Genomic DNA, 13,329 nt, shown 5'->3' on the forward strand with positions numbered 1-13,329 from the left:
CGGCGATACGATCAAATGGCGACCGTGCTCAAATAACCACAATTGGCGCACCCTGCGGCACGCGTTCATAGAGATCGATCACGTCCTGATTGAGCAGGCGCACGCAGCCGGATGATGTTGCCTTGCCAACGGACTGCCAGTCAGGCGTTCCATGAACGCGGTACAGCGTATCCTTGCCGTCCTTGAAAATGTAAAGCGCACGCGCACCGAGCGGGTTGTTCAAACCGGGCACCATCCCGCCATTGCGGGCAGAGACGGAAGCGAGTTCAGGCTGGCGCTGAACCATTTCATCCGGTGGTGTCCAACGTGGCCATTTGGCCTTCCACTGAATTTTGCCACGGCCAGACCAGGCGTATCCGTCTTTTCCAAGCCCAACGCCATAACGGACGGCCTTGCCGCCATCCTGCACCAGATAAAGGAAATGTTGGTTGGTATCGACAACGATCGTGCCCGGCGGTTCGTTCGTCTGATAACTGACTTCCTGCCGTAGGAAACGCTGATCGATGCGGCTGTAGGGAATGGCTGGAAGCGTGTGGCCATCATCATTGACCACGCCATACATGGCGCGGTGTAGCGGATTGGATACTGGCAAGCCATAAGACAACGGCTGGCCCGGAACAGGTAAGCCATATTGCTGATGGAAGCGTGTGCGGAATAGATCTGGCGGCTGCGGCGACAATTGGCCGGGCAGACGCTCCCGTGGCGGCTGTCGGTTGGAGTTCACATCATTATATTGGAACACCGGTGCCGTTTCGCGCACGAAAACATCCGCATTCATGCGGCTGGTGTCCGTCACGAACAGGCACCCCCCCAAAAAAGGCAGAACCATCAAGGCCGCTACGGACAGCGAGCGACGGCAGGTTTTCTTGAATTTGTCTGTCATTGAACCGCTTCACACAGATATCGTTGCCCTCATGATGAACCTTTCGGCTGGCGCGAAGCTGGTGTGATCAGCGTTTACGACAGGTTTGCCAAAGGGAGTCAGCCCTCAAAACGGGCGAAACGCACATGACTTGTCGGCCTGACAGGTCCCTGCTGTGCAATGGCGGCCGGTGGCGCGTGGTGCGGGATCTGGCGGTAGCCTTTTCTCGGCTTCCAGGCCTCTGCATGACGGGCAGACAGAAGACGAACAATCGCGAAACCGGCCAGAACCGGACCTGCGAAAGCATCGATTACGGCATCTGTGCGTGACATTTTATTATCTCCGTAAAGCTCTAAAGCGAATGATATGCTTTACGAAAACTATAGGCCTGGCGGCTTTGTCTGAATTTGAGCGAGATCAAATGCGCGCGCAGTCCAAGCATTCCGCCCGGACTCAAAATCAAAAATACATCAACAAAATCAATGGCGAGAAAACTGCACATGCGACTGACACATAATGCCGCAGGCTGCGATTTACCGTTGAAGTCCGTTTTTGCAGATCATTCTTCGACCTGCACCACCGTCAATCGGTTACGACCTGCCTTCTTGGCACGGTACATATCGGCATCGGCTGCGGCGAGCAGGTCTTCGGCCGTTTGGCCATCGCCGGGGTAAAACGCAACGCCGATCGAACAATCGACTTTGAGTCGAGCGCTCTCAACATCAATCGGCATGCCGACCTTTTCCCTGATCTGCGCGAGACGTCGACGCACGCCCTCTTCATCATGCTTGGGATTGCTGAACACCAGCGCAAACTCATCTCCGCCAAGACGTACGGCAATATCGGCAGCACGGATGCAGGAGACGAGCCGGTCCGCCACCCTGCACAGCACCTCATCACCGGCGGCGTGGCCAAACAGATCGTTCACCTGCTTGAAGTCATCGAGATCGAGATAGGTGATTGCCACCATGCGGTTCTCGCGCTTGGCCTCGTGCAGCGCACGATTGAACTGCGTCCAGAACAGCGTGCGGTTGGACAGGCCTGTTAACGGGTCATGATGCGCCATGAAACGCACCCGCTCTTCATTGTGCCAACGATCAATCGCGATACTGGCAATGCTGGTCGCCATATCGATCAGCTCTTTTTCGTGAGCGGAAGGTTTGCGCACCTCACCGGAATAAAGCGCAAAGGTGCCGAGCACCTGCCTGTTGGCGTTCATGATCGGCGTAGACCAGCATGAGCGAAGCTTAAACGGCCTTGCGATATCGACATAGTCCTCCCATAGCGGACTATTTTCTATGTCTTCGACGATAACCGGCTCACTACGCCAGGCAGCCGTCCCGCAAGAACCAACCTTCGGGCCGAATGTAATTCCATCGATCACGCGGCAATAGGCTTCCGGCAAACTGGGGGCAGCACCGTGACGCAGCTTTCCGGTTTCCTGATCAAATAGCAAAACCGACGCGCAAATGCCCTCAACCATGCTCTCGACCAGCAAAGTCAGTGCATGCAGGATCATGTCCAGCGGCTGATTGCGCGCTATCAATTCGAACAATGCTGCACTGCCGCGTCGTATCGTATCCTGTCTTTTATTTTCGGTAATGTCGCGCCAAATGGCAACCAGACCGTTGATGCGACCCTGCTCGTCTCGCAGTGGAATTTTCGTCGTCGAAAGCCAACAAACAGGCCTGCCGCTAAAAGAAAAGCACTCTTCCACGTCGGAAGTCGACTCGCCTGTCTCCAGAATTCGAGCTTCGGCGCTAAGAATATTGCTGACTGACTTTTCGGGCAGGAAATGACTTTCGTGAAAATCGTTCAGCGGTTCGTCAGACCTCAGCCCGAGATACTTGCGAAGTGCTGCATTGGCAAAGATAAATCGACCTGCGGCATCCTTGACAAACACCATGTCAGGCAAAAGATTGACCAAGCCAAGAAGTTGATCTGCTTCGGTAAAGCCGCCGTTACTCCTGAGAAAAGATACATCAACAACTTTTGTCATGGGCTTCGCCATCTCTTCACGGCCTGTTTCAGGAAATACCCATCCAAACTTGCCTTAAATTTTTCTGCGCATCCTCAAATGCACGTTTAAAACAGGTAATTCATTTGATCTGCGTCGTTATTCTATAGGACATAGCGAATATTTGCTTATGCTTGATTAAAGATTCCCGGAAAAACCAACCATGCAACCGATTTGTTAGAAAATATTACAAATTAACGGAAAAGGTAGCAATCTGATCCGGATAGCAGGTTCAGAAAAATTCATGATAAACGGTCTAAATTTCCTTTCGTTTAGACAAAAGCGCCAATAGGCTCACCGCGAAAACTGGCCGCTGTAGAGCACAAAAGTGCCGCCTACATGGCCTTAAGGTTTTGAGATAATTTGCTTTCTTTCGCAGTTGCGAGACGCGACTGCACACAGGGGACCCTCATGCTGACTATTTACGGTGTTTACCGCTCCCGCGCCACGCGCACTCTCTGGTTGGCTGGAGAACTTGGTATCGCCTACAAACATGTGCCGGTCATTCAAGCCCGACGTCTCGACAACCCTCTTGCCGACACAGCACCTCTGAACACGCTTTCCCCGTCTTTTCTGACAATCAATCCTATGGGGACGATACCCTGCATCGAAGATGACGGCATAGTTCTATACGAATCGATGGCGATCAATCTTTACCTTGCGCGCAAATATGGTGGCGCGCTTGCGCCTAAAGACCTGTCCGAAGATGGCGCAGTGATGCAGTGGTCATTCTTCGCTGCGACCGAAATTGAAACGCAGTCACTGAAAATATCCACCACCTTTGCTGAGGATCTGGCCGAAACGGCTGCTGGCAAGGCGGTGATTGATGTCGCAGCCCGCCTGCTGCAACGGCCGTTGCGTGTTCTCGAGCAGCATCTTTCGTCACACGACTACCTGATCGGTGATCGTTTTACCGTTGCCGACATCAATGTTGCTGAGGTGGTCCGTTATGCGCAGGCCCATACGGCACTGATCGACACATATCCTGCACTTAAAGCCTGGCTGGAACGCTGCCAGTCCCGCCCGGCTTTCAAGGCGATGTGGGATGCACGTGGCGCTGAAGCCGCATGACACGCCAATGATAAAACAAGCCACCCCGAATGTTGACCGGGGTGGCTTGATGTTTCAAGCCTGCTTTTCAGCCTCAAGCACCCTGATGACGGCAGCGCGCGCCAACATGCGCTGGTAATGGTCATGCACTTTTGGAAAACGGGCGATGTCGACACCGTCGCTTTCCAGCCATCCCGACATCACGAACAGATAGGGATCGGACACTGAATACTGGCTGCCCAGCACCCATGGGCCGCCGTGAAAACCTTGCTCGATAATCTCGAAACAGTCGCTCATGACCTGCGGCACCTTGCGTTTCATGTCTTCCAGCGATGACGCCTCATCCGCCCACCGACTGCCACGACGGCCATGGGCATGCGCAACGTGCACGGTGGATGAAATATAAGCGTTGAAGGATTGCATGCGCGCAAATTCAAAGGCGTCATCCAGCGGCGCCAGTTTGGCGGCCGGTGCCATTTGCGCAATGAACGACAGAATGGCAGGTGTTTCCGTCAAAACACCGCTGGATGTCACCAGCGCTGGCACCCTGCCCTTCGGATTAACGGCCAAAAACGCCTGCGAAAGTTGCTCCTGCTTGCTGAAATCCACCCGCTTGACCTTGTAGGGCAAACCGGATTCTTCAAGCGTAATATGGCTGGCCCGCGAGCAGGTGCCCGGCATGGAAAACAGCGTAAACATTTTCGATTTCCTTTAATTTCACTCAAGGACGAAGTTTCGCGACCTCACTGCGAAAAACCGGCAGCGACCCTGACGTCGCCGACGTGGATCTTGTTCCAGTTTTTCATGCCACGGTTCGACATGGCCAGCAGGTCGGCCTGTTGCTGAGTTCCCTTTTCAGAGTAACGCGCCAACAGCGCCGCAATCATGGCTTCTGCCGCACGCGTTGTTCCGTCTTCGCATTTCACCGCCATGGCAATTCCGCTCTCGGGCAGCGCCGCGACGAACACACCTTCCGCTCCGGTCTTGGCAAAGATACGACCGGGTGAAACCTGCATCAGGCGCGTGCAGGTTCTGCCCGTCCCGGCGACATAAAATGGTTCAGCCATGCAGGCGTCGATCAGGCGTTTCGCCGATTTCGCCCGCAAAGGCTCAAGCCCGGTGCCGGTTGCCATTTTCGCAAAGCCATGTGCAAGCCCCTTCAACGGAACCGCATAGGTGGGAATGGAACAGCCATCGGTGCCGCAAGTTTCATGGGACAGCACGGCGCCAGTCAGCGCCTGCATGGTTGTACGGATTTCCTGCTGCAAAGGGTGGTCGTAACCGACGTAACCTTGCGGATCGACGTCCATGTGGCAGCAGGCGCAGACAAAACCGGAATGTTTACCGGAGCAGTTGTTGTGCAGGGCTGTCGGTTTTTCCAAGGTACGGGCCTGATGAATGAGTGTTGCCTGATCGGACGACCAATGGGCGCCGCACTCCAGCACATTCACGTCTCGACCTGCTTTTGCCAGCATCGAGGCCGCCAGCTCGACATGGGCATCTTCGCCATTGTGCGACGAGCAGGCCAGCGCTAGTTCCCGGTTACCGAAGCCATAGGCGTCTGCGGCACCACTTTCCACCAGTGGCAGAGCCTGCATGGCTTTGCAGGCCGAACGCGGGAAAACACCGCTTTCAATATCGCCGGCGGAAAACAGGATCTTGCCGTCACCATCGACCACCACTGCCATTCCATGATGACGGCTTTCGACCAAATTTCCGCGGGTAACTTCAACAGTAACAGGATTGTTCATAACGGCCTCAAAAAACTCCAGATAATATACGCTTCTACTGCATGACGCCTTAAATCGCACCTGATTCAAGGCATGGATCATGCAGCCATTCCAGCTTCCCTTGCGCAGTGTACAGAAGGCGTTGCGCTTTGAAAGGCAGTGGATACAACGCACGGGGCAATATGAGATACGTCAAACGTTTCTTCGTTCTGGTTTTTGTCATCTTCCTTTTACCGGCCATCGCATCTGCCGGGTTATGGGCCATTCGCGACAAGCCCTCCAACTGGCGTGAGGCAAAGTGGTCATCATCTGGGCTATTGCCGAAAGCCGATGACCAGAAGGACGCTGCGGTTTATGTGTTTTCCGCGATGACTGGCGGTTTTAAGGGCGCGCTGGCCAGCCATGCATGGATCGTTACCAAGGAAAGAAACGCGGCGCGCTACAACCGCTATGACAAGGTTGGCTGGGGCAATCCTATCAGGGTGAACAACTATCCGCCTGACGCTTTCTGGTATTCCAATCCACCACGCCAGGTCATTGCAATCAAGGGTGATGAAGCTGAGCGCCTGATCCCGAAAATCGAAAAGGCGATTGCCGCGTACCCGTACGCCAAACAGGGTGGTTATCAGATCTACCCCGGCCCCAACTCCAATACATTTGTTGCGCATGTGCTGCGCTCGGTACCGGAACTGGGTGTAGCCTTGCCGCCAGATGCGGTCGGGCGGGATTATGTGCCGAATGCCGCCTTGTTCCATGTCGATGACGACTGGAAAGATGTGCATGTGTCCTGGAGAGGTCTGATCGGGGTTGCCGCTGGCGTGCGCAGCGGATTTGAAGTCCATCTGCTTGGGCTTGTCGCCGGTATCGATGTGGTCAATCCCGGCATAAAGATCCCCGGCCTTGGCTGGTTTGGTATGCAACGCACTGGCAATATCGCGATTTAATAGGCCGTAAAAACAGGAAAAGGGCCGCTCACGCGACCCTTCCATGAGTTTGATCCTGATAGAGGACCCGAACTGTCATTCAAGATGGCAGTCCGAAGGAAGGTTGGTCAGGCCGAGGGCTGCCCCGTCAAAACCTTCTCCTTTCCCAAGCCCAGTACAAAGATCGAAATCTCATTAGACATTGGATCACCTTCCTTTCGCTACGTTGAACATGAGAGAAAGGTAATCCATCCATGGGCGATTTCAAGGGCTTTCTTACGTATTCAACTTAAGTACGATTTTGCCGATGTGCTGACTGCTTTCCATCAGCCTGTGTCCTTCAACCACATCGCTGAACGGAATGACCTTGTGAATGCAAGGCGCAATGGTTCCGTTTTCGATGAGCGGCCAGACCTGTTGTAACAATTCGTCCCGGATAACCTGCTTTTCAGCCGCGGTGCGCGGCCGCATGGTAGAGCCGGTTACCGTCAGCCGCTTGACCATGATTGGTGTCAGGTTGATCTTTTCGGCAACCGCGCCTCCGAGAAACGCGATGATAGACAGGCAACCATCCTTGGCAAGACTTGCCAGATTGCGCTCGAAGTAATCAGCGCCGATCATATCCAGAACAACGTTGACGCCCTTTCCGCCCGTGGTTTCCTTGATGATGGCAACAAAATCATCTGTCTTGTAATTGATGGCGACATCGGCCCCGATCTTGAGGCAGGCTTCGCATTTCTCCGCGGATCCCGCCGTGACATAGACCTTGGCACCAAACGCCTTGGCAAGCTGGATGGCCGTGGTACCAATGCCGCTTGTTCCGCCATGAATAAGAACGCTCTCGCCTTCGCCAAGACCTGCCATCTGGAACAGGTTTGCCCAGACGGTGAAGAAGGTTTCCGGCAATGCAGCTGCACGTTCTGCATCATATCCCTTGGGAAACGGCAATGTCTGGCTAGCCGGAACGGCGCAAAATTCGGCATAACCGCCACCATTGGCGAGCGCGCAGACCTTCTGTCCGATGGAAAAACCGTTTACGCCTTCGCCCAGCGCAACAATTTCGCCGGCGATTTCCAGGCCCAGAATCGGATTGGCGTCCTTGGGAGGCGGATAGGTTCCCTGGCGCTGCGCCACATCTGGCCTGTTGATTCCTGCCGCTTCAACCCGGACCAGAATTTCGCCCGTCTTCGGTTGAGGTACAGGCCCCTTGGCCAAGACCATAACCTCGGCGCCGCCAAAAGAGGGCAGATCGACAAAGTTCATTTCATGCGGCAATGCCATAGAACAATCCTCCTGAAACAATGCAGGGGGAAAGGCTTAGAGGAATGGCATGGCGAAGAAAAGAAGACGCTTTGCCACTGGCGTCATTTTGTCCCGTTAAATACCCGGACCGTCAGGCCGTCCTTGCTGTCCTTGGCTGCTTTCTTGATAGCAGCGATTTCACTTCCGATACGCTCGCTGTCGCCAATCATCAGACCTTTCGGCAGCTCCAGAACGGCAATAGAACAACGCAGCAGCGCAAAGAAACGCTCTGTTCCGAAGCGGTCGTGACCAACGATACGGCCTGCTTCCCGGTCATCTTCAGAGTAGAGTTCGATGACGTCGCCGTGAAAATCGCTGAGCAGTCTTTCAAGAATCTCCAGGATTTCCTCACGCGACCAGCCACGAACGCCAATGAAGAAATCATCGCCGCCAATATGGCCGAGGAAACAGCCGCCAGCAAAAAAGTAACGCCGCATCAGTGCGGCGAATAACGAAATGGCGTGGTCGCCAATGTGAAAACCGTATTTGTCGTTAAAGGGCTTGAAGTTGTCAAAGTCGCAGTAACACAGGAAACGGGTATCGTCGTCGTCGCGGCAGCCTTCTTCAATGAAGCTGCTGATGGCGCGGTTGCCAGGCAGTGCCGTCAACGGGTTCTGGTCCTGCGCCATTTTCAGCTTTTTCTCATTGACGACCTTGATGAGCGAGGCCGCAGAGACAACACCAACGTAACGCAGATTTTCCGTCAAGATCACGCAGGCGCTGCCGTCCATGCTGGCAAACATCGACATCAACTGGTCTGCATCAGCGTCGAGACCGACGATCGGCGCGGCGTCGACAAAGTGCGATATGGTGCGCTCATAGACCTTGTTCTTCAGCAGGTCGCGACCAAAGGGCTGATAGATATATTCTTTCAGGTGGTGCTCGTTAATAACACCGCGCGGCTCGCCATTTGCATTGAGTACCGGGAAAAAGCCTTGGGCAGGGTTTCTGCGAAACAGTTCAAACACGCTGTCGATGCTGTCGTTCTCATAGACGGTCGGCAGACGTTCAATCTGTTTGCGAATGAGGATTTCATCGAGTGACTGGCTGCTGCGACGGTTCTCGCCCAAATGTTGGAGATGTGGGAAGGCCGGCTGCAATTCAGTGGTAAAGGTTGTCGGCCGGGCAATGAACCAGCCCTGTACCAGATCAACGCCATATTCGCGGCATACAAGGAATTCCGCTTCGGTTTCAATGCCTTCAGCGATAACCCGCACACCCAAAACATGCGCAATGTTGACGATATGGCGCACCAGATGGCGTTTGCGTGCATTGCTGTCGACACCATCGATGAAGTGGCGATCAATCTTGAGATAATCCACCTGATAGTCGCTGAGAAGTTTCATTTCGCCATGACCCACGCCGAAATCGTCGATGGCAATCTTGAAACCTTCCTTGCGCATTCTGGCGATCAGCGAAGAAAATTCCGGCACGCTGGTATTGTCGAAGCGTTCAGACAGTTCAAAACAGATTGAAGACGGCGCGATACCGGCGCCCGAAAGATGCGAAACAAGCTTGTCGAGGATGGCATCCCCATGGCGTATCAATCGAACATCAAGATTGAGAAACAGCGTGGCAGAGGTGAAATCAGGTAAGGTCGAAAACTTGGCCAGTGCCCTGCTGGCCAGCAGGTTTTCCAGCGCGACAAGTTGGCCGTCACTTTCCGCCTGATCAAGCAGCGCTAAGGGAGATGAAAAGCCAAGCTTTTCGTGACCGCGCATCAGGGTTTCGTAACCGAAAACCGTTCCTGTCGTGGTTTCCACAATCGGCTGAAATGCCGTTTCCAGAACCAATTTAGACATGGACATCATCTGTCCGCTGGCAAAACGACGTATCGAAGGGTGATCCAACGCCATAGCCGTTGTCATGATTATTCTCCGCACCATAATTATACGGGTTTACGCGGCCTTTTGGGCACGGCGACAACACCGCTTTTTACGGAGAAGCATCCTGAAAACTGGTCAATAAAAGATTGACTGTATGTGAATGTTGGATGAAAGTTTTATGACATAACTGTCACATATCAGCCTGCCAATATTGTCAGACAAGACGCAGCATCAGCCGCACCGCTTCTTGTCTGCGTGAGCTGCAAAAAGCTCTGCAACATTCACTCGCTCATCTTCATGATTTTGCTGACCTTTAGCAGCAACGTCCAAGTCGTTCGCCTGCGACGATGCGACCCACAACCGTAATGCGGCACGCACAACCTCGCTTCCGGATGCATATGCACCACATTCAACAGCATGGCGCATTCTCGCCGCCTGCTCCGGGGAAACTGACACAGTGACCATAGGCATATTGTTTCTCCCTTTTCCTCAAATCCTGCCCCTTGGCTGAGTCGCCGATAAAAGGGGCCAACATTGGATTGATTGCGGTCTTATTATTTTAAGCCTGACCGTGGCACCGGACATTGGTAATCCGAAGACATTATATTAGCACAAACTACCGCAACTTACAAAACTCATTCGGGATGAATGTTCGACGTAAGCCGCACCCCGTTCAGCCGAGCAGTAATGCAGACGATACGCTGCAGGTTCCGCCGCCCTTGTTACTTTACCTGCATTTTGATGTTCAGGATTTTAGCGCAAGCCCAAGCGCAATCAGCGCCCAGCCTTGCATCATCAAATCAATCGACAGGAAAAGGCCCAGCACCCAGATGCTGTTGACCGGCCAGCCAAGCGCGATGATGAAGCCCGCCAGTGCGGTGACGACACCCGCGACAACCACCCAACCCCAGCTTTTCAGCGGACGCAGTTTCAGGCCAAGCCATATGCGCGACACCCCGGCAATGACCAGGGCGACGGCCATCACCAAAGTCAGCACGGCAGCTGTCAGGTTCGGGTTCTGAAACGCAATGATGCCTGCCAGCAGATAAAGGACACCGCTTAACGTCCAGAACAGGATGCTTTCCCAACCTTTGACCTGGAAGGCATGGATAAGATGGATGACACCACCCATCAGCATCAGCAGGCCGACATAAAAGACTGAGGCGGCGGTCGCGACCATCAGGTTCGCAAAGGCGATGATACCAAAAACAAGAAGAGCAACCCCGAGAGCGACAAACCACCCCCATTTGGCGTGAATACCGGACATTTTCAAAGGCTGGAAATCGGACATTTTTGACACTCCATCCACACGGTATGATTTCATCATATACACCTAATAGGTGACTGCAATTGATTTAGCGCAACATCAAATAAGCGCCTTTAAAGGTGCCATTTATTTTTATTGATTGATCAATCAATCAAATGTAATTTTGACTGATATCCAGGAGACAGTTATGCCAAAGATTGGAATGGAGCCGTTGCGCCGAAAGGCTTTGGTGGATGCCACGTTGCGGGCAATCGGCCATCACGGTTCGCTCAATGTCACAATGAACGAGATTGCCCGCGAAGCCGGTGTGTCTGCGGCATTGGCACACCATTATTTTGGCAGCAAACAACAGCTTCTGCTGGAAAGCATCCGCAGCATGCTGCGGGATTTGCGCGTAGATGCGATTGCGGCACTCAACAGTGCCTGTGGTCCACGCGAGCGGCTTTCTGCTATTATCCGTGTTTCGTTTCAGCAAGACCAGTTCACCAGCGAAACGATTGCCGCGTGGCTTGCATTTTACGTTGAGGCACAGCGTTCGGAGGAAACCAGACGGCTATTGTCTCTCTATACACACCGGCTGCGCTCAAACTTGTTGGCGGACCTCAAGCGGCTCTGCCCGCTGGATGATGCGGCGCGCATCGCCGAAGGTGCCGCTGCGATGATCGATGGTCTCTACATCCGTCACAGCCTGCGCGCCGCGCGCTTTGACATCAAATCGGCAATCGCCCTCGTGGAGGATTATCTGGACGCAAAACTCGTCCCCTTCACCGGTGCCCTTGCCCCTAAACACTAAACGAATTTCTTTTCCGGAGTTCTATATATGAAAACCCAACCAACTGCCTCGCATTTCATTGACGGCGAATATGTGGAAGACCAGCAGGGTACTGCTTTCGAAAGCATTTATCCTGCGACCGGTGACGTGATTGCGAAGCTGCACGCCGCAACCCCTGCTATCGTCGAAAAGGCGATTGCTGCGGCCAAGCGTGCGCAACCGGAATGGGCGGCGATGAGCCCGACAGCGCGTGGCCGTATTCTCAAGCGCGCTGCAGACCTTATCCGCGAGCGCAACCGCGAACTGTCGGAACTGGAAACATACGATACCGGCAAGCCCATTCAGGAGACCATTGTTGCCGACCCGACATCGGGCGCCGATGCCTTCGAGTTTTTCGGCGGCATTGCACCGGCTGCGCTCAATGGCGACTACATTCCGCTAGGCTCCGATTTTGCCTATACCAAGCGCGTGCCGCTTGGCGTCTGCGTGGGTATCGGCGCCTGGAACTATCCACAGCAGATTGCCTGCTGGAAAGGTGCACCTGCTCTTGCAGCCGGTAACACCATGGTGTTTAAACCTTCGGAAAACACACCGCTTGGCGCCCTCAAGATTGCAGAAATTCTGGCAGAAGCCGGTGTGCCCAAGGGCGTTTTCAACGTCATTCAGGGCGACCGCGATACCGGCCCGCTTCTTGTCAACCACCCCGACGTTGCCAAGGTCTCGCTGACCGGCTCCGTTCCGACTGGACGCAAGGTAGCCGCTGCGGCTGCCAGCCACCTCAAACACGTCACCATGGAACTTGGCGGCAAGTCGCCGCTGATCGTATTCGATGATGCCGATATCGACAGCGCCATTGGCGGCGCGATGCTTGGCAATTTCTATTCGAGTGGTCAGGTCTGCTCCAATGGTACGCGTGTGTTCGTCCATCGCAAGATCAAGGATACGTTCCTTGCCAAGCTGAAGGTGCGTACCGAGGCCATGTCGGTTGGCGATCCGATGAATGAAGAAACTCAGCTTGGCCCGCTCGTTTCGCTCGCTCAACGTGAAAAGGTTCTGGCTTACATTGAAAAAGGCAAGGCCGAAGGCGCAACGCTGGTGACCGGCGGTGGCATTCCCAACACGGTCTCCGGCACCGGATATTATGTTCAGCCAACCGTATTTGCCGATGTCACAGACGATATGACGATTGCCCGCGAGGAAATCTTCGGGCCTGTGATGTGCGTGCTGGATTTCGACAGCGAAGAAGATGTGATCGCACGTGCCAATGCGACCGAGCTTGGTCTTGCCGGTGGCGTCTTCACCAGCGATCTGTCGCGCGCCCACCGCGTTGTCGACCAGATCCAGGCCGGTACATTGTGGATCAACACCTACAATCTTTGCCCGGTCGAAATTCCGTTCGGTGGTTCCAAACAGTCCGGTTTTGGCCGTGAAAATTCGGTTGCGGCACTGGACCACTACAGCGAATTGAAGACGGTCTATGTCGGCATGGGCAAGGTGGACGCGCCGTACTGAAGCGATCCCTACTCGTTGTAGGAACGTCTTCTCCCCCTCATTCCTGTGCTTGTCACAGGAATCCAGCC

At 54.1% G+C, this 13,329-nt stretch carries 13 protein-coding genes; 4 read left to right on the forward strand and 9 right to left on the reverse strand.

Going from position 1 to position 13,329, the window contains the following annotated elements:
- Positions 1 to 28 precede the first annotated feature (28 nt).
- The 3 genes from HGO37_RS09665 to HGO37_RS09675 all read right to left on the reverse strand — a co-directional run bounded on the left by HGO37_RS09665 (position 29) and on the right by HGO37_RS09675 (position 2,861).
- Positions 29 to 883 carry a L,D-transpeptidase gene (locus HGO37_RS09665; protein ID WP_250983121.1) on the reverse strand — a complete coding sequence of 285 codons (855 nt, stop codon included), beginning with the start codon at positions 881 to 883 and terminating at the stop codon, positions 29 to 31.
- 98 nt (positions 884 to 981) lie between these two features.
- Positions 982 to 1,194 carry a hypothetical protein gene (locus tag HGO37_RS09670; RefSeq protein ID WP_250983122.1) on the reverse strand — a complete coding sequence of 71 codons (213 nt, stop codon included), beginning with the start codon at positions 1,192 to 1,194 and terminating at the stop codon, positions 982 to 984.
- A gap of 227 nt (positions 1,195 to 1,421) precedes the next feature.
- Complete coding sequence (locus HGO37_RS09675) at positions 1,422 to 2,861, reverse strand: diguanylate cyclase domain-containing protein (protein ID WP_250983123.1); 1,440 nt, start codon at positions 2,859 to 2,861, stop codon at positions 1,422 to 1,424.
- Positions 2,862 to 3,290: 429 nt separating this feature from the next.
- Here HGO37_RS09675 and HGO37_RS09680 point away from each other — a divergent pair, with 429 nt between their 5' ends.
- Complete coding sequence (locus HGO37_RS09680; protein ID WP_250983124.1) at positions 3,291 to 3,950, forward strand: glutathione S-transferase family protein; 660 nt, start codon at positions 3,291 to 3,293, stop codon at positions 3,948 to 3,950.
- A 54-nt stretch (positions 3,951 to 4,004) separates the two neighbouring features.
- Here HGO37_RS09680 and HGO37_RS09685 read toward each other — a convergent pair whose 3' ends face one another.
- Positions 4,005 to 4,628, reverse strand: coding sequence for a glutathione S-transferase family protein (locus HGO37_RS09685; RefSeq protein WP_250983125.1), 624 nt, complete (start codon positions 4,626 to 4,628; stop codon positions 4,005 to 4,007).
- 44 nt (positions 4,629 to 4,672) lie between these two features.
- Positions 4,673 to 5,680: an asparaginase gene (locus HGO37_RS09690; RefSeq protein WP_250983126.1), complete on the reverse strand. Its 1,008-nt coding sequence runs from the start codon at positions 5,678 to 5,680 to the stop codon at positions 4,673 to 4,675.
- Positions 5,681 to 5,841: 161 nt separating this feature from the next.
- Here HGO37_RS09690 and HGO37_RS09695 point away from each other — a divergent pair, with 161 nt between their 5' ends.
- Positions 5,842 to 6,603, forward strand: coding sequence for a DUF3750 domain-containing protein (locus HGO37_RS09695; protein WP_250983127.1), 762 nt, complete (start codon positions 5,842 to 5,844; stop codon positions 6,601 to 6,603).
- A 255-nt stretch (positions 6,604 to 6,858) separates the two neighbouring features.
- On the opposite strand, the gene HGO37_RS09700 is transcribed toward HGO37_RS09695, so the two are convergent.
- The 4 genes from HGO37_RS09700 to HGO37_RS09715 all read right to left on the reverse strand — a co-directional run bounded on the left by HGO37_RS09700 (position 6,859) and on the right by HGO37_RS09715 (position 11,001).
- A complete protein-coding gene (locus tag HGO37_RS09700; RefSeq protein ID WP_250983128.1) occupies positions 6,859 to 7,863 on the reverse strand; it encodes an NAD(P)H-quinone oxidoreductase in 1,005 nt (334 codons plus the stop codon).
- Positions 7,864 to 7,946: 83 nt separating this feature from the next.
- Positions 7,947 to 9,752, reverse strand: a complete 1,806-nt coding sequence (locus HGO37_RS09705; RefSeq protein ID WP_250983129.1) for a bifunctional diguanylate cyclase/phosphodiesterase — start codon at positions 9,750 to 9,752, stop codon at positions 7,947 to 7,949.
- Positions 9,753 to 9,941: 189 nt separating this feature from the next.
- Entirely contained in the window at positions 9,942 to 10,181 is a 240-nt protein-coding gene (locus HGO37_RS09710; RefSeq protein WP_250983130.1) for a ribbon-helix-helix domain-containing protein, read from the reverse strand.
- Between the two features lie 274 nt (positions 10,182 to 10,455).
- The gene (locus HGO37_RS09715; protein ID WP_250983131.1) at positions 10,456 to 11,001 is read right to left on the reverse strand and encodes an HdeD family acid-resistance protein; all 546 of its coding nucleotides are present in this window, start codon (positions 10,999 to 11,001) and stop codon (positions 10,456 to 10,458) included.
- 163 nt (positions 11,002 to 11,164) lie between these two features.
- Between HGO37_RS09715 and betI the strand changes: the two genes are divergently transcribed.
- The gene (betI, locus tag HGO37_RS09720) at positions 11,165 to 11,770 is read left to right on the forward strand and encodes a transcriptional regulator BetI (RefSeq protein ID WP_192487222.1); all 606 of its coding nucleotides are present in this window, start codon (positions 11,165 to 11,167) and stop codon (positions 11,768 to 11,770) included.
- A gap of 27 nt (positions 11,771 to 11,797) precedes the next feature.
- Entirely contained in the window at positions 11,798 to 13,261 is a 1,464-nt protein-coding gene (gene betB, locus HGO37_RS09725; RefSeq protein ID WP_250983132.1) for a betaine-aldehyde dehydrogenase, read from the forward strand.
- Positions 13,262 to 13,329 lie beyond the last annotated feature (68 nt).

This window comes from Rhizobium sp. CG4 (genome assembly GCF_023701965.1).
Taxonomy (GTDB): domain Bacteria; phylum Pseudomonadota; class Alphaproteobacteria; order Rhizobiales; family Rhizobiaceae; genus Agrobacterium.